This is a genomic window from Flavobacterium sp. (genome assembly GCF_027483985.1).
Taxonomy (GTDB): domain Bacteria; phylum Bacteroidota; class Bacteroidia; order Flavobacteriales; family Flavobacteriaceae; genus Flavobacterium.
This window is the reverse complement of sequence record NZ_JAIXTJ010000008.1, coordinates 38619-64763: the sequence shown is the minus strand read 5'-3', so window position 1 is coordinate 64763 and position 26145 is coordinate 38619. Positions and strand designations below refer to the sequence as shown.

Annotated in this window: 27 protein-coding genes; 19 read left to right on the top strand and 8 right to left on the bottom strand. The window is 33.1% G+C overall.

The window, feature by feature from the left end; translation table 11 throughout:
* Entirely contained in the window at positions 1-819 is an 819-nt protein-coding gene (locus Q0050_RS01050) for a UDP-2,3-diacylglucosamine diphosphatase (protein WP_298391786.1), read from the bottom strand.
* Positions 820-1031: 212 nt separating this feature from the next.
* Between Q0050_RS01050 and trmB the strand changes: the two genes are divergently transcribed.
* From trmB to Q0050_RS00980, 14 genes are all read left to right on the top strand, one after another.
* Positions 1032-1709: a tRNA (guanosine(46)-N7)-methyltransferase TrmB gene (gene trmB, locus Q0050_RS01045; protein ID WP_298391784.1), complete on the top strand. Its 678-nt coding sequence runs from the start codon at positions 1032-1034 to the stop codon at positions 1707-1709.
* Positions 1710-1779: 70 nt separating this feature from the next.
* Positions 1780-2415, top strand: coding sequence for a LysE family transporter (locus Q0050_RS01040; RefSeq protein WP_298391782.1), 636 nt, complete (start codon positions 1780-1782; stop codon positions 2413-2415).
* Positions 2415-2738 carry an MGMT family protein gene (locus Q0050_RS01035; protein WP_298391780.1) on the top strand — a complete coding sequence of 108 codons (324 nt, stop codon included), beginning with the start codon at positions 2415-2417 and terminating at the stop codon, positions 2736-2738. The genes Q0050_RS01040 and Q0050_RS01035 overlap by 1 nt, the downstream gene beginning before the upstream one ends.
* A 196-nt stretch (positions 2739-2934) precedes the next feature.
* A complete protein-coding gene (locus Q0050_RS01030) occupies positions 2935-4065 on the top strand; it encodes an Mrp/NBP35 family ATP-binding protein (RefSeq protein WP_298391778.1) in 1131 nt (376 codons plus the stop codon).
* A gap of 82 nt (positions 4066-4147) precedes the next feature.
* Entirely contained in the window at positions 4148-4387 is a 240-nt protein-coding gene (locus Q0050_RS01025; RefSeq protein WP_298391776.1) for a NifU family protein, read from the top strand.
* A 72-nt stretch (positions 4388-4459) separates the two neighbouring features.
* Complete coding sequence (locus Q0050_RS01020; protein ID WP_298391774.1) at positions 4460-5512, top strand: NAD(P)/FAD-dependent oxidoreductase; 1053 nt, start codon at positions 4460-4462, stop codon at positions 5510-5512.
* A complete protein-coding gene (locus Q0050_RS01015) occupies positions 5512-5844 on the top strand; it encodes a 2Fe-2S iron-sulfur cluster-binding protein (protein WP_298391772.1) in 333 nt (110 codons plus the stop codon). The genes Q0050_RS01020 and Q0050_RS01015 overlap by 1 nt, the downstream gene beginning before the upstream one ends.
* A gap of 96 nt (positions 5845-5940) precedes the next feature.
* Entirely contained in the window at positions 5941-6303 is a 363-nt protein-coding gene (locus tag Q0050_RS01010; protein WP_298391771.1) for an S-adenosylmethionine decarboxylase family protein, read from the top strand.
* Between the two features lie 7 nt (positions 6304-6310).
* The gene (locus Q0050_RS01005; RefSeq protein ID WP_298391769.1) at positions 6311-7513 is read left to right on the top strand and encodes a DUF4178 domain-containing protein; all 1203 of its coding nucleotides are present in this window, start codon (positions 6311-6313) and stop codon (positions 7511-7513) included.
* A gap of 12 nt (positions 7514-7525) precedes the next feature.
* Complete coding sequence (locus Q0050_RS01000) at positions 7526-7708, top strand: hypothetical protein (protein ID WP_298391767.1); 183 nt, start codon at positions 7526-7528, stop codon at positions 7706-7708.
* 17 nt (positions 7709-7725) lie between these two features.
* The gene (locus tag Q0050_RS00995; protein ID WP_298391765.1) at positions 7726-7935 is read left to right on the top strand and encodes a DUF350 domain-containing protein; all 210 of its coding nucleotides are present in this window, start codon (positions 7726-7728) and stop codon (positions 7933-7935) included.
* Positions 7928-9445, top strand: coding sequence for a polyamine aminopropyltransferase (locus Q0050_RS00990; protein WP_298391763.1), 1518 nt, complete (start codon positions 7928-7930; stop codon positions 9443-9445). The genes Q0050_RS00995 and Q0050_RS00990 overlap by 8 nt, the downstream gene beginning before the upstream one ends.
* Positions 9423-11030, top strand: a complete 1608-nt coding sequence (locus Q0050_RS00985; protein ID WP_298391761.1) for an NAD(P)/FAD-dependent oxidoreductase — start codon at positions 9423-9425, stop codon at positions 11028-11030. The genes Q0050_RS00990 and Q0050_RS00985 overlap by 23 nt, the downstream gene beginning before the upstream one ends.
* Complete coding sequence (locus tag Q0050_RS00980; protein WP_298391759.1) at positions 11030-12043, top strand: hypothetical protein; 1014 nt, start codon at positions 11030-11032, stop codon at positions 12041-12043. Before Q0050_RS00985 ends, Q0050_RS00980 begins: the two co-directional genes overlap by 1 nt.
* Before the next feature lies 1 nt (position 12044).
* On the opposite strand, the gene Q0050_RS00975 is transcribed toward Q0050_RS00980, so the two are convergent.
* The 7 genes from Q0050_RS00975 to Q0050_RS00945 all read right to left on the bottom strand — a co-directional run bounded on the left by Q0050_RS00975 (position 12045) and on the right by Q0050_RS00945 (position 18118).
* Positions 12045-12752 carry an SGNH/GDSL hydrolase family protein gene (locus Q0050_RS00975; RefSeq protein WP_298391757.1) on the bottom strand — a complete coding sequence of 236 codons (708 nt, stop codon included), beginning with the start codon at positions 12750-12752 and terminating at the stop codon, positions 12045-12047.
* Positions 12749-13651, bottom strand: a complete 903-nt coding sequence (locus tag Q0050_RS00970; protein ID WP_298391755.1) for a metallophosphoesterase — start codon at positions 13649-13651, stop codon at positions 12749-12751. Before Q0050_RS00970 ends, Q0050_RS00975 begins: the two co-directional genes overlap by 4 nt.
* Before the next feature lie 90 nt (positions 13652-13741).
* Entirely contained in the window at positions 13742-14524 is a 783-nt protein-coding gene (locus Q0050_RS00965; RefSeq protein WP_298391753.1) for a DUF3050 domain-containing protein, read from the bottom strand.
* A 305-nt stretch (positions 14525-14829) separates the two neighbouring features.
* Positions 14830-16008, bottom strand: coding sequence for an acyl-CoA dehydrogenase family protein (locus Q0050_RS00960; RefSeq protein ID WP_290832800.1), 1179 nt, complete (start codon positions 16006-16008; stop codon positions 14830-14832).
* A gap of 232 nt (positions 16009-16240) precedes the next feature.
* Complete coding sequence (locus Q0050_RS00955; protein ID WP_298391749.1) at positions 16241-16903, bottom strand: methyltransferase; 663 nt, start codon at positions 16901-16903, stop codon at positions 16241-16243.
* A gap of 114 nt (positions 16904-17017) precedes the next feature.
* A complete protein-coding gene (rimM, locus tag Q0050_RS00950) occupies positions 17018-17542 on the bottom strand; it encodes a ribosome maturation factor RimM (RefSeq protein WP_298391747.1) in 525 nt (174 codons plus the stop codon).
* A gap of 12 nt (positions 17543-17554) precedes the next feature.
* On the bottom strand, positions 17555-18118 hold the full coding sequence (locus Q0050_RS00945; protein ID WP_298391745.1) for a 30S ribosomal protein S16: 564 nt from the start codon (positions 18116-18118) through the stop codon (positions 17555-17557).
* Between the two features lie 176 nt (positions 18119-18294).
* Here Q0050_RS00945 and Q0050_RS00940 point away from each other — a divergent pair, with 176 nt between their 5' ends.
* The 5 genes from Q0050_RS00940 (at position 18295) to Q0050_RS00920 (ending at position 26092) form a co-directional block, all read left to right on the top strand.
* Complete coding sequence (locus Q0050_RS00940; RefSeq protein WP_298391743.1) at positions 18295-19041, top strand: DUF6252 family protein; 747 nt, start codon at positions 18295-18297, stop codon at positions 19039-19041.
* 133 nt (positions 19042-19174) lie between these two features.
* Positions 19175-19549 (top strand): RNA-binding protein, encoded by a 375-nt coding sequence (locus Q0050_RS00935; RefSeq protein WP_298391741.1) that lies wholly within the window; start codon positions 19175-19177, stop codon positions 19547-19549.
* A 374-nt stretch (positions 19550-19923) separates the two neighbouring features.
* Positions 19924-24486 (top strand): DNA polymerase III subunit alpha, encoded by a 4563-nt coding sequence (dnaE, locus tag Q0050_RS00930; RefSeq protein WP_298391739.1) that lies wholly within the window; start codon positions 19924-19926, stop codon positions 24484-24486.
* Between the two features lie 109 nt (positions 24487-24595).
* Positions 24596-24913 carry a thioredoxin gene (gene trxA, locus Q0050_RS00925; protein ID WP_035128033.1) on the top strand — a complete coding sequence of 106 codons (318 nt, stop codon included), beginning with the start codon at positions 24596-24598 and terminating at the stop codon, positions 24911-24913.
* Positions 24914-25165: 252 nt separating this feature from the next.
* Positions 25166-26092, top strand: coding sequence for a DUF58 domain-containing protein (locus Q0050_RS00920; protein ID WP_298391737.1), 927 nt, complete (start codon positions 25166-25168; stop codon positions 26090-26092).
* The last annotated feature ends 53 nt before the right edge of the window (positions 26093-26145 follow it).

Sequence of the window (26145 nt, the reverse complement as noted above, 5' to 3'; positions counted from 1 at the left end):
TTAGTTTTTTAATAACGTGATAAATTGTTCAGCAAGTTGGTTTTCATATTCAAATTGTTCTTCTTCAGTAATAAGATCACTTGGTGCGTGCTTATACAATTTCCACTTTTTATTGTTGTATTCTAGAGCAGTTAAATTTTCTATCCAATCACCTGAATTAAGGTATATTGTGTTGCCTTTTTCGTTTGAAATATACTCTATTTTTGGCTCATGAATGTGTCCGCAAATTACATAATCATACTTATTTTCAATTGCTAAATCAGTACAAACTGTTTCAAAGTTAGTGATAAATTTTACAGCCGATTTCACATTATTTTTAATTTTCTTTGAAAGCGAATAAGGTTCTTTATTCATTCGAGCTAAAATCCAATTCAGAAAACGATTGATAAGAATAAGAATGTCATAACCCCAACCGCCAAGTTTAGCCAGCCATTTTGCGTGGTTTATCGAAGCATCAAAAACATCTCCGTGAAAAATCCAAGCTTTTTTTCCATCTAAATTTAGTACTAATTTATTAAGCAGACTTAAATTTCCTAAATGCAAATCGGTAAATTTTCTTAAAAATTCGTCGTGATTTCCAGTAAGATAATAAACCTTGGTACCTTTCGAACTTAACGAAATGATTTTTTTGATTACTTTTAAGTGACTTGCCGGAAAATAAGACTTTCTAAATTGCCAAATATCAATAATGTCTCCGTTAAGGATAAGTATTTTTGGTTTGATTTCAGATAAATATTGCAATAGTTCTTTAGCGTGACATCCATAAGTTCCCAAATGAACATCAGAAATTACCACAACTTCAACTTTTCTTTTTTTCATATGTTCAAAGGATATTTTTTAGAGGTAACATATGCAATCGCATTGATTTATAAGTATTTGTTTTACAAAGTATTTGTAGTTGCGATTTCAAAATTTATAGTTTCTACAAAAATAGGCCAACAGCTGTATTGTTAAGGTTACATAAACATTATCAAAACTTTATTTGTGTTGGATATTATTTGCTTAATTTTGCCAAAATATTTTAGAGAAACGTGGGAAGTAAAAATAAGTTAAAAAGATTCAAGGAAAACGAAACATTCAACAACGTTTTTCAACCAACAAGAGAAGAAGTCGTAGGAAATGAGTTTCCGTTATTAGGAAAATGGAATAGTGATTTCTTTAAAAATGATAACCCAATAATCATTGAATTAGGTTGCGGAAAAGGCGAATATTCTGTTGGTTTGGCCGAACGCTATCCCGAAAAAAACTTTGTAGGTATTGACATAAAAGGAGCAAGATTTTGGCGTGGTGCTAAAACAGCTGTTGATGATGGAATGCATAATGTGGCTTTTGTTAGAACTCAAATTGAATTAATCAATCATATTTTTGCCGACGGTGAAGTGTCTGAAATTTGGATAACATTTCCTGATCCACAAATAAAATATAAGCGTACCAAACACCGAATGACCAATTCAGAGTTTTTGAAATTATACAAAAGAATCTTGAAACCTGATGGTGTTGTTAATCTTAAAACCGATTCTGAGTTTATGCACGGTTATACTTTAGGTCTTTTACATGGTGAAGGTCACGAAGTTTTATACGCTAATCATAATGTATATAAAAATGAAGGTGCGACAAGCGAAGTGACTGAAATTCAAACATTTTACGAAAAACAATATTTGGAAATTAACAAAGCAATTACGTATATTCGTTTTAAAATTAAAAAGTAGTGTTGTCTGTTGTCAGTTATCTGTTTTGAAAACACTGAAAACTGAAAACTGAGAACTGTAAAATGATAACATGAACATCATCCTTCCACTCTTATCGGGATTTATCGCTGCTGTTATAGGGATCCTTCCACCAGGATTAATAAATATGACTGCTGCCAAAGTTGATTTTACCGACGGAAGAAAACGCGCAATGGTTTTTGTTCTCGGAGCATTGATTATTATCTTTTTTCAAACTTATATTTCGGTAATTTTTGCTCAATATATAAATAGCCATCAAGAGATTGTGGTTTTATTGCGTGAAATTGGTTTGGTTATCTTTTCAATATTATCTATTTACTTTTTATTTTTTGCAAAAAAACCTAAACTAAAAGCGGCAGATTCATTGCATTTAAAAAGCAAAAGAAGTCGTTTTTTTATGGGAATGTTAATTTCTGCAATTAACTTTTTTCCTATTCCATATTATGTTTTTGTTAGTGTGACTTTAGCTTCTTATAATATTTTTACTTTCAATTCGTTATCGATTTATAGTTTGGTTTTTGGTGTTGTTTTAGGATCATTTTTGGTATTCTATTTATATGTTTTGTTTTTTACTAAAATGAAATCTAAAACCGATTATTTTATGCAAAACATGAATAAAATCATCGGAATCATTACCGGAATTGTAGCATTATTTACCTTATACAATGTTATAAAGTATCATCTGTAATGGAAGACAATTTCTTTGAACGCGTTTATGAAATCGTTAAACAAATTCCCGAAGGAAAAGTAACTTCTTATGGCGCTATTGCCAAAGCATTGGGAACAGCACGTTCTGCAAGGATGGTAGGTTGGGCAATGAATGCTAGTCATAATCGTGAAGATGTTCCAGCACATCGTGTTGTTAATAGAAACGGATTGCTCTCTGGCAAACATCATTTCGGTGGAACCAATTTAATGCAACAACTTTTAGAAAACGAAGGAATTGAAGTGATTGACAATCAAATTGTAGATTTTGAAAAATATTTTTGGATGCCGGAAATGGACGTTTAATTATTTCCTAATTTTTGAAAAATTTACAACTAATTACAAAAAACAATAGAATCCAACTATCTCATTATAACAAAACTTTAAAGCTTGTTATTATCATACTTTTAAACTTCTTACTATCTTTGCAATTCATATTTAGTTTAAATAAAAAGTCAAACAGCTTTTAAACTTTTAAACTCATAAACTTTTAAACAAGAAGATGAAGTTAGATAGAAAAGAAATCCTAAAAGCATTAGAAACAATTACTATTGCTGGTGAAGGAAAAAATATGGTCGAAAGTGGTGCGGTTCAAAATGTAATCACTTTTGGCGATGAAGTTGTAGTTGATTTGTTGATTTCAACTCCAGCAATGCACATCAAAAAAAGAGCTGAAGACGATATTAAAAAACTAATTCACGAACAATTCTCTCCAGATGCTGTTGTGAAAGTAAATATCAAAGTAGAAGCTAAAGAAAATCCAAACGAAATTAAAGGTAAATCTATTCCTGGAATCAGCAATATTATTGCGGTAGCTTCAGGTAAAGGTGGCGTTGGAAAATCTACAACAACTGCCAATTTAGCTGTTACTTTAGCCAAAATGGGATTCAAAGTTGGTGTTCTTGATGCCGATATTTACGGTCCAAGTATGCCCATAATGTTTGATGTAGAAAACGAAAAACCAATTTCTATAGAAGTGGACGGAAAGTCTAAAATGAAACCCATCGAAAGTTATGAAATAAAATTGCTTTCTATCGGATTTTTCACTTCTCCAAGTCAAGCTGGTATTTGGCGTGGACCAATGGCTGCAAAAGCATTAAACCAAATGATTTTTGATGCCGATTGGGGACAATTAGATTTTATGTTAATCGATTTGCCTCCAGGAACAGGTGATATTCACTTATCAATTATGCAAGCTTTACCAATAACAGGTGCGGTTGTGGTAAGTACACCTCAAAATGTAGCTTTGGCTGATGCTCGAAAAGGTGTTTCAATGTTCCAAAGTGATGCTATCAATGTGCCAGTTTTAGGAATTATCGAAAATATGGCCTATTTCACTCCCGAAGAATTACCTGATAACAAATATTATATCTTCGGAAAAGAAGGCGCCAAAAATCTCGCAGAAGATTTGCAAGTGCCATTCTTAGGAGAAGTTCCGTTAGTGCAGAGCATCCGTGAAGCTGGAGATTATGGTCGTCCGGCAGCATTGCAAACGGCATCACCTTTAGAAAAAATATACGAAGAAATCGCAAGAAATGTGGTTCAAGAAACAGTTAACAGAAACGAAAATCTTGCACCAACAGAAGCTATCAAAATAACAACAATGGCAGGATGTTCTGCTGTGAAGAAATAGTGTTCGGTAAACAGTTACAGTAAGCAGTTATTGATAAAACTGAAAAATGCGACTGAAAACCGAAAACTGAAAACTAAATAAAATGACACACGAAGAATTAACAGTAAATATCGAAAAAGCACTACAAGAAATCAGACCTTTTTTGAATTCTGATGGTGGTGATATTTCATTGGTTTCTATTGAAGATGAAAAGCACGTAAAAGTTCGTTTTGAAGGCGCATGCATTGGTTGTAGCGTAAATCAAATGACTTTAAAAGCAGGAGTTGAAACTACCATCAAAAAGTATGCTCCACAAATCGAAACGGTAGAAAATATTTCCTAAAACCAATAGGATATAAATCCTATTTTTAACCTTAGTGACTATGTTACTTTGCTATTTTGAAACTTGCAAAAAATGATAGAAACAGATATACTTATAATAGGTGCAGGTCCAACAGGACTTTTTGCCGTTTTTGAAGCAGGACTTTTACAGTTAAAATGTCATATAATTGATGCGCTTCCGCAACCTGGAGGGCAATTGGCAGAGTTATATCCTAAAAAACCAATTTTTGATATTCCAGGTTATCCCGAAGTTTTAGCAGGTGATTTAGTGACCAATTTGATGGAACAAATCAAACAATTTCAACCCGGATTTACCTTAGCTGAAACTGCTGAAACAATTGATAAATTAGAAGACGGAACGTTTATTGTTACTACAAATAAAGGAACAAAACATCACGCCAAAGCGGTTGCTATTGCTGGTGGTTTAGGAACTTTTGAACCAAGAAAACCACAGTTAGAAAACATTGCTTTTTACGAAGAAAAAGGTGTTGAATATTTTGTAAAAGATCCAGAATTATTCCGTGATAAACGAATTGTAATTGCAGGTGGAGGTGATTCTGCATTAGATTGGAGTATTTTTCTTTCCAATGTAGCTTCCGAAGTTACTTTGGTTCACAGAAGAAACGAATTCCGAGGTGCTTTAGATTCCGTTGAAAAAGTACAAGAATTGAAAAAACTTGGAAAAATCAATTTAATTACGCCAGCTGAAGTTGTAGCTATCAATGGAAAAGACCATGTTGAAAGTATTGTTTTAGAAAACGAAGGCGTTCAACAAATATTTGAAACCGATTATTTTATTCCGCTTTTCGGATTGACTCCAAAACTTGGAGCGATCGCCAATTGGGGATTAGAAATCGAGAAAAATGCTATTAAAGTAAACAATGCTTTAGATTATCAAACCAATATCGACGGAATTTATGCCATCGGTGATGTGAATACCTATCCTGGGAAATTAAAATTGATTTTATGTGGTTTCCACGAAGCAACTTTAATGTGTCAAAGTGTTTACCAAAGAATTAATCCAGGAAAACGATATGTTTTAAAATACACAACTGTTTCAGGAGTTGACGGATTCGATGGAACGAGAAAAGAAGCTGAAAAAGCAGTTGTAAAATCGATTGACTAATGCCACAAGACGTAACAGTATATATCACCGACAGAAACGGAAACCGACACGAAGTTCAAGCGCCAACCGATATGAATATGAATGTAATGGAACTTATTCGCGCTTATGAATTAGCCGAAGAAGGAACCATTGGTGTTTGTGGCGGAATGACCATGTGTGCTTCTTGTCAATGCTACGTTTTAAATGATGTAATTTCACTTGAAAGAAATCCTGATGAAGAAGCAATGCTGTGGGAAGCTTATCACGTAAAAGACAATTCGAGATTGGGTTGTCAAATACCAATTACAGATGCAATCAATGGATTAGAACTTGAAATTGCACCAGAACAATAATACAAGCGAGAAGAAATTCTCGCTTTTTTTGTAACAAAACTTTAACACTTACGTATAATCAAAATATTCCTTTAAATTATTTGGAATTCTATTTTGATGAATCAAACTTTATACTCTCCTGGATTACATAAATTGGTTACTTTGCAAGTCAATGACGTTGATAAACTTTGTAATTCAAATGATTTTATTATTTTTTCTGAAGATTTATTATTAAAATATAATTTAGAAAAAGTAGGAATAATTGTTCATAATTTTGAAAATAATAGTTTTACCATTGCTATTTGTTTAAAAGAATCCCATATTTGTATCCACACTTGGCCAGAGTTTAAACAATTAACTTTAGATGTTTATTTGTGTAACTACCTTCAAGATAATTCTAGTAAAGTCAAAGAGCTTGTACATGAATATGTTAGTTTTTTTAATGCTGTTGTGATCAAAGATTTTGAAATTAATCGATAAGTAAAATATGAATTTTCCTTGTTTCCATTGCAATACTGAAACGAAACTCGATGTTAAACTCGATGTTTCCTTTTTTTCTTGTCCAAGTTGTTGCACACTGTATTCTAAAAACAAGAATGGTGATTTTATCTTTAAAGACCGATTTAAAAAAAGTATTTACAACAATCCGTTTGCAGTTGGACAAAAAGCGCAATTCAACGGCGAGACTTTCACTATAATAAATTTACAAATAAAAAGGTATGATGCTAACACTAGATGGGCTGAATATCTTTTGCAAAATGAAAAAGGTGAATTTCTTTACTTATCAGAATCATCTGGAAATTTCATTTTATTAGAACTAATTGAATTCACAAAAAAAGTTGGAAATCATCCACTTACACTCGATTATGATGATCTTGTTTTTGATAGATATGATTATTCTTATCCAAAGTTAGAGTATGCTGAAGGCTATTTTGATTATAATGTTCTAGATAAAATAGAGTTGATTGAATATATAAATCCGCCTCATATTTTATCTTTTGAAAAATTTGGTCAAGAACAAACCGCTTTTTATGGAAAGCACATTTCTAGAAGTGCCATTAAAAGTGCTTTTGATTCATCAGCAATTCCATCAAAGTCAGAAATTGGAATGGCACAACCTTTTTTTATTGATGTTAGAAAATTAGTGATGATTTTTTGCGGTGTAGCTATTTTAATTTTATTGTCACATTGGTTTTTGAACAAAGATAGGTCGACTCAAGAAGTGTTGAATACAACTATTCCTTTTGATAAATATGCCACAAGTGATTTTGTAAGTCCTTCTTTTGAATTAAAAGGCAGTTCAGCACCATTAAATATTACTGTTTCCTCTAATGTTGATAATTCTTGGGCAAATGTTCAAGTAGCATTAATCAATGAAAAAACTAATGAAGAGGTTTATGCATCTAAAGATGTTGAATATTATCACGGTTATACCGATGGAGAAAGTTGGTCAGAAGGTAGTACATCCGAAGATTTTAATATTTGCGGAGTAGCGGCCGGAAAATATCATTTTACGATAACACCGTTAAAAGCGCCTGAAGATCTTTCAAATAGTTTTGTTAACGTCAGCGCCACTTGGAATAAACCATCCTTAAGAAACTTCTTTATGACTCTTGTATTTATGGCTGTTTTTGTTGTAATAGTTTATTATGGCTCAAAATACTTCGAAGAAAAAAGATGGAACGGATAAATTAAATTGACTATGGAGAAAGTACTAAATTTTATTAAAGAAAATTATATTGCCTTAGCAATTGGTTTGTGTTTCTATGGATTATTTCTTTACTATACAACGCAAGGAAATAGTTTGTGCGACTGTGAATCAACAGAGAACTATAAACCTACCAATTCAGGGCGCAATTCTGTAAATCGTTTTTATCATAAATAATTAAAAAATATAATATCATGCATATATCACAACTTGTTATCAATTCATTAATATTTTCAGGTGTTGGAATAGCCATACTTTTCATTGCTTACTTCATAATAGAGAAAATCACACCCGAAAATACTTGGAAAAAAATTACTCAAGAAAATAATACAGCTGTTGCCATAGTTTTTGGTGCCTTAATTATTGGAATTTCAATGATTATTAGCGCTGCAATTCATGGGTAAAAAGTTTTTAAAATTCGAATATTTATTACTTTTTGCAGTTTTTACTATTGCAACTTGTGGTTTAATTTACGAATTAGTCGCAGGAACTTTAGCGAGTTATCTTTTGGGCGACTCTGTAAAACAGTTTTCTTTTATTATCGGAGTGTACCTTTTTTCAATGGGTATTGGTTCGTATTTTTCAAAGTTTTTAACCAAAGATTTGCTAAATACTTTTGTCGAAATTGAAATCCTTGTCGGATTAATTGGCGGTTTAAGTTCGGTTGTCCTTTTTTTACTCTTTGAAACTGCTTTTGCTTTTCAATTCATACTATATTTTTTAGTTTTCGTAACCGGATGTTTAGTGGGTTTAGAAATTCCGCTATTGATGAATATTCTAAAAGACAAAGTAGAGTTTAAAGATTTGGTTTCTAATGTATTTACGTTTGATTACATCGGTGCTTTACTTGCTTCAATTCTTTTTCCATTACTTTTAGTTCCAAAATTAGGAATCATCGGAACATCATTGTTTTTCGGAATGATTAATATTTCAATCGCAATTGTGCTTTGTTATTTGCTTAAAGCGGAACTTAAAAAAGTAAAATTATTGCGTGCAAAAGCTATTTTTTCATTTCTTATTTTGGTAGTGACTTTCTACTTTTCCGAAAATATTCTCGCGTTTTCTGAAGGAAAATTGTATGGTGAAAATATTATTTATACACATTCAACTCCTTACCAACGCATCGTTTTAACACACAATAAGAATGATTATCGATTGTATTTGAATAATAATTTACAATTTAGCTCTGCCGATGAATACCGCTATCACGAAGCTTTAGTTCATCCTGCTATGTCAATGGCAAAAAAAGTGGATAATGTTCTAGTTCTTGGCGGTGGTGACGGATTGGCCGTAAGAGAAATTTTGAAATATAAAGAAGTCAAAAAAATTACCTTAGTCGATCTTGACGAAGGAATGACAAGGTTGTTTAAAACTAATCAAGTTCTAACAGGTTTCAATAAAAATTCGTTAAATAACCCAAAAGTTACGGTTTTAAATAAAGATGCTTATGTGTGGGCAAAGGAATCTAGAGAAAAATATGATGTGGTAGTAATCGATTTTCCCGATCCGTCAAATTACAGTTTAGGAAAATTATATTCTCTTAATTTTTATAACACACTTCAAAAGATTCTTACTACTGATGCTGTTGTTGTAGTTCAAACTACTTCACCTTATTTTGCTCCAAAATCATTTTGGTGTATTAACAAAACCATCGGGCAAGTTTTACCGCAGGTCGATGCTTATCACGCTTATGTTCCGTCGTTTGGAGAATGGGGTTACACTATTGCAATCAACGGTTTCGGAACTAGTTTTGCTAAAGTAAACCGAACTATTAATGACTTAAAGTTTTATAATTACAACTATAAAAAGTTCAATTATTTTTCAAATGATATGATTTCGAATGACATCGAGATTAATCGATTAGACAACCAAATTTTAGTACGTTACTTCGATGAAGAATGGGGAAAATTATAATCATTCGAGAAGAAATTTCTTCAAATCGGTAGCGGCAACTTTATTGATTGTACCGCTAGTAAACGCTTGTAAAGAAAAAATTATAACCTTATTGATTCGTTTATCAGGTACAAATCATATTTTAGGACATAAACTTCGTATCAAAAATTTTCCGAAACCATCTAAGCAAATTCAAATTCCTTATTTAATTGTTGGTGGCGGAATTACTGGTTTGAGTGCCGCAAGACAGCTTTCAAAAAAAGGACTTAATGATTTTTTGATTGTAGAATTAGAAAATGAATTGGGCGGAAATTCTTCTAATGGAGAAAATCAATATTCTAAATTTCCGTTAGGTGCACATTATTTACCCTTACCAAATTTGGAGGATAAAGAGTTGTTGCAATTTCTAGAGGAAGAAAAAATCATTCTAGGTTACGACGAAAACGGATTCCCAAAATTCGATGAAATGCAACTAACTTTTGCCCCAGATGAACGATTGTTTTACAAAAATAATTGGCAAGAAGGTGTTGTTCCTAGGATTGGAAACAGCAAGGAAGAAGATGATGAGTTGAATCGTTTTTTTATCTTAATGGATGATTTCAGACAGAAAAAGGATACCTCTGGTTTGTATTGGTTTAGTATTCCAATGAATTTGTCATCTCACAGCGTTGAGGTTAAAAATTTGGATGATGTAACTATGTTGCAGTGGTTACATCAAAATAATTTTAAGTCTAAACCTTTATTGACTTATATTGATTATTGTTGCAGAGATGATTTTGGATTAGGAATTGCTTTTGTTTCGGCATATGCTGGAATTCATTATTTTGCCGCACGAAAACAAAATGCAACCAAAGACAAACTTGATACTGTGCTAACTTGGCCCGAAGGAAACGCAAGATTATCATCGCATTTAAAAAAATATACTAAAAATAAAGCGCTTAAAAATCATTTGGTTTATGAAGTTAGTATTCGAGATAATAAACCAACAGCATTGGTTTTTGATGATAAATCTAAAACTTCAATTGAAATTATTGCCGATAAAATTATTATGGCAACACCACAGTTTGTAAACCAATATTTAATTGAAAACAGAAAGGAATTTACCAAAAACTTTCATTATGCTCCTTGGCTTTTGGCTACCTTGGTTGTTTCTGATTTAACTGATAATTCCAGTTTTCCTTTGTGCTGGGATAATGTGACGCACGGTGCAAAAGGATTGGGTTATATTTACAATCAGCATCAATCAATACAACAAGTTCAGAATAAAAAAGTAATCACTTATTATTACAGTTTTTCTACAAATGATTGTGCAAAAACAAGAAGAGAAATTTATAAAAAATCAAAAGAATTTTGGAAACAATTTGTTTTGGAAGATTTAAAAATAGCACATCCAAATATTGAAGAATTTACAGAAAGTATTGATATCCATATTTTAGGTCACGGAATGATAAGTCCGAAACAAGGATTTATTTTTAGTGAAAATCGCAAAGAAGCTGCACAATCTATTGAGGATAAAATATTCTTTGCACATTCAGATTTATCCGGAATTTCTATTTTTGAAGAAGCTTTTCACCACGGAATTAACGTTGTAAATAAAATTTTATAATGACGCAACCTTGGATACATAAAGCAAAAACCGATAGCATTTTTATACTTGCACCTTCTTTTATAGTAGTTGCCATTGTTTTTATAGGTCAAAAATGGTTAACGACTATTGAAGAAAATTATTCGTTTTATACTTGGCTTTTTTTAATTGTTTTTATCGATGTTGCTCACGTTTATGCCACGTTATTTAAAACCTATTTTGTAAAATCAGCGTTTGAACAAAGAAAGAAATTACTAATTGCTTTACCCATTTTATGTTTTGTCATCGGAATGATTTTGTTTTCATTTGGAAGCGCTGTTTTTTGGTCAGTTTTGGCATATGTAGCTGTTTTTCATTTTGTTAGACAACAATATGGCTTTATGCGATTGTATTCTAGATTTGAAAATAAAACACATGCTTGGATAGACAACTTAATTATTTATACGGCAACCCTTTATCCAATGATTTATTGGTTTTTATCTTCCAAAAGAAAGTTTAATTGGTTTGTCGAAAATGAATTTCTTAGATTAGAAAGTCCGAAAGCGCTGCACGTTTTGACGTATGCTTACTTTTTTATTATTGGTTTTTACATTATTCGATTAGTATATTTTGCAATTAAAACAAAAAGCTTCAATATTCCAAAGAACGCTATAATTATAGGCACAATTTTATCGTGGTATTTCGGAATTGTATATTTTAATAACGATTTAGTTTTTACTTTACTTAATGTCGTTTCACACGGAATTCCTTATATGGCATTAATTTATTTAAATGAAATAGATAAAAAACCTGTGGAAGAATTAGGAGCTTTACGATATTTGAAACACTTTAAAGGTATCGTGATTTTTATCCTAATTTTAGTACTTATTGCTTTTGCTGAAGAATATCTATGGGAAATATTAGTATGGAACGAACAGTTTTCTATTGCAAATTTGGCAGATGCTAAATGGCAGTTTTTATGGGTTCCTTTACTGACTATTCCACAATTTACCCATTATTTATTAGATGGTTTTATCTGGAAATCTAAAAAGTAATTTAGAATCCTAATTTAATTTTTACCGCAGGATAAATGCGCTCTACAAATTTTTTGTAAGCTAATTGTGAAGGATGCAAACCATCATTTGCCACTAAGTTTGGTTGTTGCAAGCCCAATCTAGTGATGTCTGTAATGTTTATAAATGTAATATTGTTTTGCGTGCAGTAATTTTGGGCAAAGGTGTTATAAGCATCAATTTGTGTTGAAATAGTAGTGTTTCCGTTTCCAAATGGCGTGTAGGCATAGTCAGGAATTGAAACTACAATTACACGGTTTTTTACACCTTTAGCCTTTTCAATCGCTATATTTACCAATTCAGGAAATTCTTGTTCGTAGATGCTGAAAGGTCTGTTTTGAAATTGATTGTTCACACCAATTAAAAGAGTAACTAAATCATAATCATTTGAAGGATTTTGAGAGGCAATTGCAGCTTTTAAATTGGCAGTTGTCCAGCCAGTTTGTGCAATTATATTGGTTATAAAAACATCATTAGGTTGAAAACTCTTCTTAATACTATCTTGCAATTGAATTGGGAATCGACAACTTTCGCAAACACTTTGACCAATGGTATAACTATCTCCGAGTGCCAAATATTTAATGGTTTTAGTAGTTGGATTTTGCCCGGAAACTTTATCTTCACTAACCGAGCAGCTCGTTAGGAATAAACCATAAAACAAAAGAAGTATTATTTTGAAATATTTTATCATTTTTTTATATAAGAAATTAAAGGAACAGGAGTTTCAATATATTCTTTCACAATTTGTAAAACGCCATCATCATTAGTGTCTATCAGCCATTTTATTAAAGCAATTTTACCGTTTTCAATTTCAATACCGGTAATATTTCTTGGATGAACACAACTTCCATCATTAAAAAAATTCAACAAATTATCCTGCGGTTTTGGAAAATGTGGACGATGCGTGTGACCAACAATAGTCATTTTATTTCCATTTTCAGCAATCCATTTTTTTATTCTGCGTTCGACTTTTATCGATTCTAGATAATTTTTTGCCGGACTTGTTGGGTCTTTTATTCCCCAAACCTGCAAAGGTTTCCATAAAACTCGCACAAAAAAACGATTGAATTTCCAACCCACATAATTAAAAAAATCAGCCTGATGTCCGTGTGTTAAAAACAACTCTTGACCGGTTTCAGAGTTTTCTAAAACGATAGCTTCATGAAATTCTAAACTTGGCATTAAAGGCAGGTTTTTTCCTTCGCCAGTATCAAAATATTCTGCAAAATTCTTTTTTACAATCGACGGATTTCTATAAACCATATCATGATTGCCATAAATCATGTGCAGTTTGTTTTGCAAATAAAATTTTTTGAGCAATAAGAAAACGTTTTTGTTTGCTTCAAGAACATCTTTAAAAGATAGATTTTCCCAAAGTTCGTCGCCGTCACCTAATTCAATATACTGGAAATCATTTTTGTAATAATGATTTAATGCGTGCATATAAATATTGCGGTTGTTGGCAAAATCATCTGCAAAACTTCCATCGCCACGATGACAGTCACTAAACAAAATAAACTTATCTTGATTAGTAAATGAAATTCTTTTTGCTTGATTGTAAGCGCGCGTTAATCTTGTTTGAGATGACATAAGGTTCAAATTCCATTAGTGTAAATTCCAAAATTCAAATGGTATTCTTGGAAATCAAAAGTAATGAAATTTAATTTATCCATAGTATTCTTAAGCCATTTCAAGTCTTAGTTCCAATTGTTCCTCAATAGCATTCCATAGTCCGATTCGTTTTTCTAATGCTTGTACCGATACTTCTTCAACTTCTTTCCATTTTTGCTCTGAGTCGCCACACAATTCTGTAATCATTTGCATTGCCATTGGTCCGTGTTCATCAGCATCTAATTCGATGTGTCTTTCGAAATAATAAATAAGCTTTGATAAATCAGTTTCCGGAAAGTTTTGTTGAAAATTTTTCAAGATTTCTGTGAACATATTCGGAATTAAGTCTTCTCTTCCAAAGGTGAAAGCAGCAGCTATTTCGTGTGGTTTGCCTTGTTCAATAACTCTAAAAGTAAAATCTAAGAAGGCTTTTACATTAGGATGTAAATCACTTTGCTTAATTGACACAAAGATGTTCTTGGTAGCTTCAACATTCGCTAAAAAAGCATCAATTTGTGCTGTAGAAGCGCCGCTTTGTTGCATAGCATCAATATACATTTCAAAATGACTTGAACGTTTGCCGTCGATGGTCATATCAGTTTCTTCGGCAACCACAATTTCGTTGATTAAATAACGAATTGCTGGATTTCCGATCGGCAACCAAGGTGTTGTTGTGCACGTTAATTTATTTTGCAAAGCTTTCAATAAAGACATAAAGTCCCAAACTGCAAAAATGTGATTTTCTAAAAAACAATGCAAATCATCAATTGTTCGCACTTTTTCATAAAGTGAGTGTGACAATAACTGGTTTTTATGTTCTTGAATTTTGTTATTAATTATTTGAATAGTCATAGCAAGTGTTTTTTATGATATACGTATTTTGAAATACAAAGGTTTTTTAAATATACTTTCAAAAGTAAAAAAGCTCCTCGAAAATGAGAAGCTTTTTATATCAATTTTATTTATTGTTTAATCTGTATTGTGCAATGAAACCAAAAGAAAATTCTTTAGCCCCGATTGTAGAGAAAATGCTTGCTTTTTAGCAAGTATTGTAACGAAAAGCGGGAAAATGGTTTGCTAAAATGCCCAAGCCACCTACCTACTGGCAGGCAGGTTCGCTCCAAAACAATTGGAATTTGAAATTTTATTATTGGAATTTATTTAAAAGCAGGAATTCCAGTGATATCTGCACCTGTGATTAACAAGTGGATATCGTGTGTTCCTTCATAAGTAATTACTGATTCCAAGTTCATGCTGTGACGCATAATTGAATATTCTCCAGTAATTCCCATTCCACCAAGAATTTGACGTGCTTCGCGAGCGATGTTAATAGCCATATCAACATTATTTCTTTTAGCCATCGAAATTTGTGCTGTTGTAGCTTTTCCTTCGTTTCTAAGAACACCTAATCTCCAAGTAAGTAATTGTGCTTTAGTGATTTCAGTAATCATTTCGGCCAATTTCTTTTGTTGTAATTGTGTGCCTGCGATTGGTTTGTCGAATTGAATTCTCTCTTTTGCATAACGCAACGCTGTGTCGTAACAATCCATTGCAGCACCAATTGCACCCCAAGCAATTCCGTATCTTGCTGAATCCAAACACATCATTGGAGCACCGAGACCCGATTTTCCTGGCAATAAATTTTCTTTTGGAACTTTTACGTTATCAAAAATCAATTCACCTGTAGCACTTGCACGAAGCGACCATTTGTTGTGCGTTTCTGGAGTTGTAAAACCTTCCATACCACGTTCAACAATCAATCCGTGAATTCTTCCTGATTCATCTTTTGCCCAAACTACAGCAACATCTGCAAACGGAGCATTGGATATCCACATTTTGGCCCCATTCAATAAATAATGGTCGCCCATATCTTTAAAATTTGTGGTCATACCGCTTGGATTCGATCCGTGATCAGGTTCAGTTAATCCAAAACAACCCATAAATTCACCTGTAGATAACTTAGGTAAATATTTCATTCGTTGTTCTTCAGTTCCAAATTTCCAAATAGGATACATTACTAATGAAGATTGAACTGACGAAGTAGAACGAACACCAGAATCACCTCTTTCAATTTCTTGCATAATTAATCCATAAGAAATTTGGTCTAATCCTGCACCACCATATTCTTCTGGAATATAAGGTCCAAAACCACCAATTTCTCCTAAACCTTTAATAATTTGTTTTGGGAATTCAGCACGTTGAGCATAATCTTCAATAATCGGAGAAACTTCGCGTTTCACCCAAGCACGAGCAGAATCACGTACTAATTTATGTTCTTCAGTTAGCAAATCGTCTAACAAGTAATAATCTGGAGCTTGAAATAAATCTGGTTTCATATTATTGTATATTGTAATGTTTTATGATATATATCGATTTCACGAAAACGTTTGCAAAGTTATGAAAACATATTTGAGTAATTGTTCAACGTTTGTTATTTTTTGAAGCTATTTCCAGCTATTCGCTTTATCTTTTTCTTTTTAAAGAAAAAAGAAAAAGGATGCCGCTTCAAACGAAGTTCACTGAACTCAAATGAAAAATAAATACAATGTGAAGTAATCTGGGCGAGGGTTACATCTTTAAGTAAAAATCTCTAGTAAGATTGATGTAATCATCAGTATACTCGTGACGGTTGATTTCAATAACCAATTCGTCGGCTGTTAAAACAGAAAGTTCGTATCTTTTAAAAGCTAATAAACTTCTAACAATAGGTGTGGTGTGTGAACCTTTTACGCGAGTAACTTTCACAGGAAAAAGTTCTACTTCGGCACATAAATCAATAAATCGTTCTTCTTCTTTAAAAGGAATGATCACAGCAAAAATTCCGTTTTCAGATAATAACAAATCAGCTGCTTCAACTAAATCTTCAAAAGGCATTGCGTCTTGAAATCTTGCTAAATCTCTTTGAGCAGAATTAGTTTTAAAATCTTCCGAATAAAACGGTGGATTTGAAATTATGATGTCGTATTCATCTTCAGGTTCGTCAATAAATTCATCTAAACCTGCGTGAAAACAAAATAAGCGATCACTCCAAGGAGAGCTTTCATAGTTTTCTACACATTGTTCGTAGGCTTCTTCATCAATTTCTAACGAATCAATTTGTTCGGCATTGCTTCTTTGTGCCAACATTAAAGAAAGAATTCCGGTACCAGCTCCAATATCTAAAACCGAAAACGGATTGTTATCAATCGGACACCAAGCACCAAGCAAAACACTGTCTGTGCCAATTTTCATAGCGCATTTGTCTTGCTGAACAGTAAATTGTTTGAATGTAAACAAAATGATTAACGATTGAAGATTAACGATTGTTGATTTAAGAATTCTGAAAACTGTGACTACGATTGAAAACTACAAGTACATTTCCACCAAGCCTTCTGGCAAATCCATTATAACTTTTTTGTTATCTCTGTCGATTTGAACCAAAAACTGATCAATCATCGGAACAAGAATTTCTACATTTCCGTTAACAACTTCAAATAATGGTTGTGCTGAGGTGTCGTTTATAGAAACGATTTTTCCAAAAACGCCTAATCGTTGGTCTTCTATTTCAAAACCTATAACTTCGTGAAAATAAAATTTGTTGCCTTCAAGTTTTGGCAACATCGTTAGCGGAAGGTAAATGTCACAATTGATAATTTCGTCCGCTTGTTCTTCATTATCCACATCTTCAAACTTAACTCTAAGGAAATCGCCTTTATGTAAATTAGAATTTTCAATAAAAAATGGAATCAAGTTTTTGTTGAAGTCAACAAAAACCGATTCCATATCTTCATATAGCTCAGGTTCATCAGTATCTAAATAAATCAGAACTTCGCCTTTGAAACTAAATTTTTTAGCGATTTTGCCTAAATAGAAACAATCTTCTTTTTGCATTATCGCATTAAATTAAGCTTCTGTTTGTTCGCTAGCTTCATCAGTAGCTGGAGCTTCTTCTACAGCTGGAGTTTCCTCAACTGCAACTTCTTCTTCAGCAGCAGCTTCTGCTTCTAATGCTTTTGCAGCTTCAGCAGCAGCATTTGCACGTTTTTCATTAGCAGCAACTTCAGCTTTTAATGCTTTAGCTTTAGCTTCAGCTTGCTTTTTAGACAATCCGTCTTTTTTAGCATCAACTTTTCCAGCTTTTTCTTCAATCCAAGCAGCTAATTTTGCATCAGCTTGTTCTTGAGTTAAAGCACCTTTACGAATTCCACCATCTAGGTGATGCTTCAATAAAGCACCTTTGTAAGAAAGAATTGCTCTTGCAGTATCTGTTGGTTGAGCACCATTGTGTAACCATTGAACAGCTTTGTCAAGGTTTAAATCAATAGTAGCAGGATTGGTGTTTGGATTGTAAGTTCCTAATTTTTCAAGGAATCTACCATCTCTTTTAGCGCGAGCATCAGCCGCAACGATCCAGTAAAATGGTTTTTGTTTTTTACCGTGTCTTTGTAATCTAATTTTTACTGACATAATCTTTTTGATTAATTTGAGGTTCTCGACCTCGGTTATTTAAGGGTGCAAAGATATAAAACTTTTTCATTCAAACTAATACAAGAAATAAAAATTAGTTTCAAATGAATTTTAGTTAAAAAATGTAGGTCATTTGATGAAAAAAGTTATTTTTGTGGTTGTAATATATATTTAAAATGAAAAAAATAATTTCAATATTTTTAGTTGCGATTCTTCTGATTTCGTGTAGCGAAGAAATTAAATTTAGTAATCCGGCGTTACAGGCTTATCGTGATGATGTCTTTTTTAACGGAATCGACGTCAAAGCCTATAAAAATGCTAATGGTTCTATCACTTTAGTTGCACTTGCTCAAGATGAAGAAGTTGAAATTGATATTGCAAGTTCGGCCAAAGGAACCTATTTTTTTGGAACAACAAATCAAAATACCGTAGCAACTTACTCTTCTTCTTTTGACGATGTTGAGTTGTATTACGAGACCAAAATCGTTAATGGTCCAGTTGCAAACATTAGCAATCAAATTATAGCTGGCGGAACAGGTTATACGTCAGATTGTGTGTTGTTAGATGGTGGTTATGCTTGCAATAGTTCGCATGCAACAACTGGAGGAACAGGTTCTGGATTAACACTTAGTTTAATTACAAATGCTAGTGGCGTTGTAACTTCTGTAAAAGTAGCTTCACCAGGAAACGGATATAAAGCTGGAGATGTAATAACAATAACTGGTGGAGGAAATAACGCTAAAGTTAGAGTACTTAATGTTGAAGGAAGTAATGGAGAAGTAATAATAACCGAAATCGGTGATACAATAACAGGAACATTCAAGTTCAATGCTGTAAATGCTAATAACAATCCTCTTGGTGGAGAATTAGTTAATTTCAGAAACGGAACGTTTTATAGAATTCCAATTATTCCAGCACCCTAAATAATTAAAATATTTTATACAAAGCCATTTGATTTTTCGGATGGCTTTTTTGTTAAAATAATAATTAATATCTAATTAGTAGTAGATTACATTTTATTTAGTGTACCTTTGACAGGAATTTTAAAATAAAATTATGAACATTTTTGTTGGAAGTCTTCCTTGGAGTATTGAGGAAGCAGATTTAAGAGAGTCTTTTGAAGTGTACGGATCGGTTAGTTCTGTTAAAATTATTACTGATAAATTTACTGGAAGAAGTAAAGGTTTCGGTTTTGTTGAAATGGAAAACGATGAAGAAGCTGAAAAAGCAATTACTGAATTGAACGGTGCTTCTGTTGAAGGTCGTACAATTGTAGTAAACAAATCAGAACCAAAACCAGAAGGAGAAAGAAAATCTTTTTCTAACAACCGTCCAAGTGGTGGTGGTTACAACGGTGGTGGTAATTCTCGTGGTGGTGGTTCAAGCTACAACGATAGAAACAGTGGTGGCGGTAACAGAGGAAGATACTAGTTTTTCAAACTTATTATACTACAAAAACCATTCGAGAATTCGAATGGTTTTTTTTTACTCTGAACTTGTTTCAGAATCTCAATTAGAACTTTGTTCAGATTCTCCATTAAAATTTGTTTCAAGAGCGGATTGTTTGGGTTTTATCTGTAATCCTTTTTCCTGCTACCTTTCCAAAGCTACTTTTGTTGCCTGAGGTTCTCGTAAGCAACAATAGTAGGATTTTCCCTTGCATCAGGGCTAAATAGCAAACCATTTTTCTTTTTGTTAATAACTAAAATTGACAATCTCTTCCTTAAAATGTACTTTTGAAAATGTAATTATTAATTAGTTTTTTTCTTGCTAATTACTATTCACTTATCACTAATTACTTTCAGATGTATTTAATCTTCGATACCGAAACCACAGGTTTACCTAAAAGTTGGGCCGCACCAATTACCGATACCAACAATTGGCCAAGATGTATCCAAATCGCTTGGCAATTGCACGACGAGATGGGAAACCTTGTCGAACATCAAGATTATTTAATCAACCCTGATGGGTTTAATATTCCATATGATGCCGAACGCATTCACGGAATATCAACCGAATTAGCACAACAAAACGGTATCCAACTTAAAGAAATGTTGGAGAAATTTAATATCGCTTTATCCAAAGCTAAATTTATTGTTGGGCAAAACGTCGGTTTTGACGTAAACATTATGGGATGTGAATTCTACAGAATGGGAATCCAATCTCCAATGGCTTCAATGCCAATTTTAGATACTTGTACCGAAGTAACGGCATCATTGTTAAAACTCCCAGGCGGACGCGGAGGAAAATTTAAATTACCCACATTAACCGAATTACATCAATATCTTTTTAACGAACCATTTGCAGAAGCCCACAACGCAACTGCCGATGTTGAAGCAACCACACGTTGTTTTTTTGAATTAATTCGTAACGAAACTTTTACCAAACAAGAACTTGAAGTTGAACAGGAATATTTTGAAGATTTTCAACTTAAAAACCCAAGATCAATTCAGTTAATTGGTCTCAAACACATCAATTTAAAAGAAGCTTCTGACCAGATAAGACAGAAACTTCAAAAAGTTGAAAACGAAACGGTTCAAACAAAAATTTCTGACGAAGACAAAAAAGATTTTAAGCATTCCAAATTTGCTCATCTTCACAATCATTCTCAGTTTTCTGTATTACAATCTACCATCGCAATTCCTGCTTTGGTTGCTGCTGCTGCTAAACATAAAATGCCAGCAGTGAGTATGACCGATACCGGAAATATGATGGGAGCATTTCATTTTGTGAGTGCCGTTATGAATCATAACAAAGCGGTTAAGCCCAAAATTGAAGCGGCAATTGAAGCAGGTGAAGAACCAACCGATTGCGAAATCAAACCCATTGTAGGATGCGAATTCAACATCTGCGACAACCATAAGGATAAAACCAAAAAAGACAACGGATATCAAGTAGTTTTACTTGCTAAAAATAAAAAAGGCTATCACAATTTAGCCAAAATGGCATCAATAGCATATATCGATGGATTTTACTATGTGCCAAGAATTGATAAAACGGTAGTCGAACAATACAAAGAAGATATTATTGTTTTATCAGGAAATTTATATGGTGAAATTCCAAGTAAGATTCTAAACATCGGTGAAAACCAAGCCGAAGAAGCACTAGTTTGGTGGAAATCTCAATTTGGCGATGATTTTTACCTAGAGATAATGCGTCACAATCAAGAAGATGAAAACCGAGTGAATAAAACCTTGATTGAATTTGCACAAAAACACAATGTTAAATTAGTTGCAACTAACAATACTTACTACGTAAACAAAGAAGACGCCAACGCACATGATATTTTGTTATGTGTAAAAGATGGTGAAAAACAAGCTACGCCAATAGGTCGAGGACGAGGTTATCGTTATGGATTGCCAAATCAGGAATATTATTTCAAATCGGAGGAAGAGATGAAAAAATTATTTCAAGATTTACCTGAGGCAATTATTACGATTCAAGAAATTATTGATAAAGTTGAAACCTATTCGCTTTACCGTGATGTTTTATTGCCAAAATACGCCATTCCAGATGAATTTATAAATACCGAAGATGAAGTTGATGGTGGTGTTCGTGGTGAGAATGCTTATCTCCGTCACTTAACAATGTTAGGAGCAGAAAAACGTTATGGCGAAATAACTCCAGCAATTCAAGAACGACTTGATTTTGAGTTATTAACGATATCCAATTCGGGTTATCCTGGTTATTTCTTAATTGTGCAAGATTTCATTGCCGAAGCACGAAAAATGGATGTTTCCGTCGGACCAGGTCGTGGTTCTGCTGCAGGTTCTGCAGTGGCATATTGTTTAGGAATTACCAATATTGATCCAATCAAATACGATTTGCTTTTTGAGAGATTTTTAAATCCTGACAGGGTTTCGATGCCCGATATTGATATCGATTTTGATGATGAAGGTCGTGGTCGTGTGATGGATTATGTAATCAAAAAATATGGTTCTAATCAAGTTGCTCAAATTATTACTTATGGTAAAATGGCAACTAAATCGGCTATTCGTGACACCGCTCGTGTATTAGATTTACCTCTTTTTGAAGCTGATAGAATTGCAAAGCTAATTCCAGGTATGATGCCTTCTAAATGGAATTTGGCACGATTCATTTCCGAAAAAGAAGAAGATGTTAAAAAAGCATTACGTTCTGATGAATTTGATAGAGTAAAAGAATTAATTGCAATTGCAAACGACGGAGAATTATCAGGTGAAACCATTCAACAAGCTAAAGTTTTAGAAGGTTCACTTCGTAATACCGGAATTCACGCTTGTGGTGTAATTATTACGCCAAGTGATATTACCAATTTCGTTCCAGTTACAACAGCCAAAGATTCTGATTTATATGTAACCCAATTTGACAACTCAGTTGCAGAAAGTGCCGGATTACTAAAAATGGACTTCTTGGGTTTGAAAACCCTTACCTTAATAAAAGATACCGTCAAATTAGTAAAGTACAGAACCGGAATTCAATTAGATCCAGATACTTTTCCAATTGATGATGTTAAAACTTATGAATTGTTCCAAAGAGGTGAAACCGTGGGAATTTTTCAATACGAATCACCTGGAATGCAAAAATATCTTCGCGATTTAAAGCCAACTGTTTTTGGTGATTTGATTGCGATGAACGCCCTATATCGTCCTGGACCATTAGAATATATTCCTTCATTTGTCCGAAGAAAAAATGGCGAAGAAGAAATAAAATATGATTTAGATGCTTGTGCAGAATATTTGGGCGAAACTTATGGAATTACCGTTTATCAAGAGCAAGTAATGCTTTTGTCACAATCGTTAGCCGATTTCTCTAAAGGTGATGCCGACGTTTTACGTAAAGCAATGGGTAAAAAAGACCGTGCTACGTTGGACAAAATGAAACCTAAATTTATAGAACAAGCTGCAGCCAAAGGTCACGATGCTACTGTTTTAGAAAAGATTTGGAAAGATTGGGAAGCTTTTGCAAGTTACGCCTTCAATAAATCGCATTCCACTTGTTACGCTTGGATTGCTTATCAAACGGCTTATCTAAAAGCGCATTATCCTGCGGAATATATGGCTGCGGTTTTGTCAAATAATATGAACGACATCAAGCAGGTTTCCTTTTTTATGGAAGAATGTAAACGTATGGGCTTGCAAGTTTTAGGTCCAGATGTAAACGAATCGTTTTATAAATTTACGGTAAACGAAAACAATGCTGTTCGGTTCGGAATGGGCGCTGTTAAAGGAGTTGGAGCTAATGCAGTGGATACTATAGTTCAAAATAGAAAAGAAGCTCGTTATAAATCCATTTTCGATTTGGCTAAAAAAATTGATTTGCGTTCTGCTAATAAAAAAGCGTTTGAAAGTTTGGCTTTTGCCGGTGGTTTTGATTGTTTTACAGATACTCATCGAGCGCAATATTTCCATATTGAAGGTGAAGGAATTACATTTTTAGAAAAAGCCATCCGATTTGGCTCTAAGTTTCAAGAAAACGAAAATTCATCGCAAGTAAGTTTATTTGGTGAAGCCAGCGATGTTCAAATTGCCGAACCAATTGTACCACCTTGCGAAGAATGGAGTACAATGGAAAAATTAGCCAAAGAAAAAGAAGTGGTTGGAATTTACATTTCGGGTCATCCGCTTGACGATTATCGATTTGAAATGAACTATTTCTGCAATGTTAAGTTGACGCATTTAAAGGGTTTAGGAAATTTAATTGGAAAAAATCTAACCTTTGGCGGAATTGTTACTAATGTGCAATATCGAACAGGTAAAAACGGAAAGGATTGGGCGATGTTCACGCTAGAAGGCTATGACGAAAGTCACGATTTTAGAATTTTTAATGAAGAATATTTAAAGTTCCGTCATTTTTTGGTTAATAATCAATTCATTTATTTCAAAATCCACGTCAAAGATGGTTGGGTAAATCGTGAAACTGGAAAAAAATCTGATCCACAAATAAATTTTATCGATGCCAAGTTATTAGCCGATGTTTTACCAACTTTCGCAAAAAAATTAGCAATTCAACTGAATATATCCGATTTAAAAGAAAATTTGATGCAACAATTAAGTGCGGTTTTTAAAGCGAATGAAGGTGATAAACAAGTAGATTTTGAAGTAGTAGAAACTGAAATAGTAAAACGAACCATCGAAACAATTCCAGCCAAAACCGAAATTATTTCAACTGAATCTGACGAAGATTCTGAAATTGAAATGGATGAAATGGAACTAGAATCTGATGGAGAACATTTAGACGAATTACCAATTCAAAGCGTTAAAACCGAAGTCGAAGAACTACGAAAAGTAACTTCATTAGAAATGAAAAGCAGAAAGCTCAAAGTCAAAATTTCTAAAGAATTATTAGAGGAATTAGAGAAGATGAATTTGAATTTTAAATTAAACTAATCAATTCTTTCAATTAAAAAATAGCTAAAAGTAATATAAGTTACATTTCATTACAAAAATGTTTCTTTATCTTTGCAGTATAAATTTAGAAACTTAAAAATATAAAAATATGGCATTAGCAATAACAGATGCTACTTTTGATGAAGTAGTATTAAAATCAGACAAACCTGTAGTAGTAGATTTTTGGGCAGCTTGGTGTGGACCGTGTAGAATGGTTGGACCAGTTATTGATGAGGTTTCTGCAGAGTATGAAGGAAAAGCTGTAGTAGGAAAAGTAGATGTAGACGCTAATCAAGAGTTCGCTGCAAAATATGGCGTAAGAAACATTCCAACAGTTTTAATTTTCCAAAACGGAGAAGTTGTTGGTCGTCAAGTTGGTGTAGCACCAAAAAAGACCTACACTGATGCAATCGACGCATTGTTGTAGTATAAAATTGATATACTAAAAAGTTCAATTGAGTTTCAAAACTTGATTGGACTTTTTTTTGAGCGAATGTTTTGGTCATTTTTGTGCACCATATTCCTGCTATCCGAAGTAGTCTCGTAAAAACGAGAGCTACATTCTCCTATCAGGGCTAAATGGTAATCTATTTTTGTGAAGTAAGTATTATCAACAACATTTGGTAACTTTAACAACCCTAAACTTTTAAACTCCTAAACTTTTATTTACATTTGAACTATGAAGATAGAAGAACAAAAAGAAATAATTTCAGGATTCAAGCATCTTGAACTTTTGGCCAATCAAGTAGTCGAAGGTTTTATTTCAGGAATGCACAAATCGCCATTTCACGGGTTTTCAGCGGAGTTTGCCGAACATAAAATTTATAATCCGGGCGAAAGCACCAAACACATCGATTGGAAACTATTTGCAAAAACAGATAGACTGTACACCAAACGATTCGAAGAAGAAACCAATTTGAGATGTCATTTAATTATTGACAATTCTTCGTCAATGCATTTTCCAAAACTAAAAAGCGATCAATCATTTTACGAAAGTAAAATCGGATTTTCAGTTTTAGCCTCAGCAGTTTTGATGAATTTGTTAAAGAAACAACGCGATGCGGTAGGGTTAAGCGTTTTTTCAGATAAATATGAATACTATGCACCAGAAAAAGGTAGCGACAGGCAACACAGAATGCTTTTAAATCAATTAGACAATCTGCTTGAAAATTCTAAAACACCCAAAAACACCGATACGATAACGTACTTGCATTTAATAGCCGAAAAAATGCACCGTCGTTCGATGATTGTGTTGTTTACAGATATGTTTCAAGACGGCGATCACGAGCAGCTTTTAAATGCATTACAACACTTAAAGCACAACAAGCATAAAGTAGTCGTTTTTCATGTTATTGACGAAAAAACAGAGCTAAATTTCAACTTTGATAACACACCAAGAAAGTTTATCGATGTTGAATCTGGTGAAATTGTAAATCTTTATTCTGAAAACATTAAAGAAGAATACGAAAAAAAGGTTTCAGACTACTTTAAAAAACTGTCTTTAACCTGTGCTCAGAACAAAATAAAGTACGTTCCAGTAAATGTTGGAGCAAATTTTGAAAAAATTCTCACAACTTACTTGGTTGAAAAACAAAACTTTGGTTGATTTCATTGAAAAAAAATCAAAAAAAAGTAAAAAAATAGTTGCAGAAATAAAAA

Excerpts from the sequence above, each read along its gene's own strand:
- Q0050_RS01050 (WP_298391786.1), bottom strand. The coding sequence starts at position 819 with ATGAAAAAAAGAAAAGTTGAAGTTGTGGTAATTTCTGATGTTCATTTG.
- Q0050_RS01040 (WP_298391782.1), top strand. The coding sequence starts at position 1,780 with ATGAACATCATCCTTCCACTCTTATCGGGATTTATCGCTGCTGTTATA.
- Q0050_RS01035 (WP_298391780.1), top strand. The coding sequence starts at position 2,415 with ATGGAAGACAATTTCTTTGAACGCGTTTATGAAATCGTTAAACAAATT.
- Q0050_RS01030 (WP_298391778.1), top strand. The coding sequence starts at position 2,935 with ATGAAGTTAGATAGAAAAGAAATCCTAAAAGCATTAGAAACAATTACT.
- Q0050_RS01025 (WP_298391776.1), top strand. The coding sequence starts at position 4,148 with ATGACACACGAAGAATTAACAGTAAATATCGAAAAAGCACTACAAGAA.
- Q0050_RS01020 (WP_298391774.1), top strand. The coding sequence starts at position 4,460 with ATGATAGAAACAGATATACTTATAATAGGTGCAGGTCCAACAGGACTT.
- Q0050_RS01015 (WP_298391772.1), top strand. The coding sequence starts at position 5,512 with ATGCCACAAGACGTAACAGTATATATCACCGACAGAAACGGAAACCGA.
- Q0050_RS01010 (WP_298391771.1), top strand. The coding sequence starts at position 5,941 with ATGAATCAAACTTTATACTCTCCTGGATTACATAAATTGGTTACTTTG.
- Q0050_RS01005 (WP_298391769.1), top strand. The coding sequence starts at position 6,311 with ATGAATTTTCCTTGTTTCCATTGCAATACTGAAACGAAACTCGATGTT.
- Q0050_RS01000 (WP_298391767.1), top strand. The coding sequence starts at position 7,526 with ATGGAGAAAGTACTAAATTTTATTAAAGAAAATTATATTGCCTTAGCA.
- Q0050_RS00995 (WP_298391765.1), top strand. The coding sequence starts at position 7,726 with ATGCATATATCACAACTTGTTATCAATTCATTAATATTTTCAGGTGTT.
- Q0050_RS00990 (WP_298391763.1), top strand. The coding sequence starts at position 7,928 with ATGGGTAAAAAGTTTTTAAAATTCGAATATTTATTACTTTTTGCAGTT.
- Q0050_RS00985 (WP_298391761.1), top strand. The coding sequence starts at position 9,423 with ATGAAGAATGGGGAAAATTATAATCATTCGAGAAGAAATTTCTTCAAA.
- Q0050_RS00980 (WP_298391759.1), top strand. The coding sequence starts at position 11,030 with ATGACGCAACCTTGGATACATAAAGCAAAAACCGATAGCATTTTTATA.
- Q0050_RS00975 (WP_298391757.1), bottom strand. The coding sequence starts at position 12,752 with ATGATAAAATATTTCAAAATAATACTTCTTTTGTTTTATGGTTTATTC.
- Q0050_RS00970 (WP_298391755.1), bottom strand. The coding sequence starts at position 13,651 with ATGTCATCTCAAACAAGATTAACGCGCGCTTACAATCAAGCAAAAAGA.
- Q0050_RS00965 (WP_298391753.1), bottom strand. The coding sequence starts at position 14,524 with ATGACTATTCAAATAATTAATAACAAAATTCAAGAACATAAAAACCAG.
- Q0050_RS00960 (WP_290832800.1), bottom strand. The coding sequence starts at position 16,008 with ATGAAACCAGATTTATTTCAAGCTCCAGATTATTACTTGTTAGACGAT.
- Q0050_RS00955 (WP_298391749.1), bottom strand. The coding sequence starts at position 16,903 with ATGAAAATTGGCACAGACAGTGTTTTGCTTGGTGCTTGGTGTCCGATT.
- rimM (WP_298391747.1), bottom strand. The coding sequence starts at position 17,542 with ATGCAAAAAGAAGATTGTTTCTATTTAGGCAAAATCGCTAAAAAATTT.
- Q0050_RS00945 (WP_298391745.1), bottom strand. The coding sequence starts at position 18,118 with ATGTCAGTAAAAATTAGATTACAAAGACACGGTAAAAAACAAAAACCA.
- Q0050_RS00940 (WP_298391743.1), top strand. The coding sequence starts at position 18,295 with ATGAAAAAAATAATTTCAATATTTTTAGTTGCGATTCTTCTGATTTCG.
- Q0050_RS00935 (WP_298391741.1), top strand. The coding sequence starts at position 19,175 with ATGAACATTTTTGTTGGAAGTCTTCCTTGGAGTATTGAGGAAGCAGAT.
- dnaE (WP_298391739.1), top strand. The coding sequence starts at position 19,924 with ATGTATTTAATCTTCGATACCGAAACCACAGGTTTACCTAAAAGTTGG.
- trxA (WP_035128033.1), top strand. The coding sequence starts at position 24,596 with ATGGCATTAGCAATAACAGATGCTACTTTTGATGAAGTAGTATTAAAA.
- Q0050_RS00920 (WP_298391737.1), top strand. The coding sequence starts at position 25,166 with ATGAAGATAGAAGAACAAAAAGAAATAATTTCAGGATTCAAGCATCTT.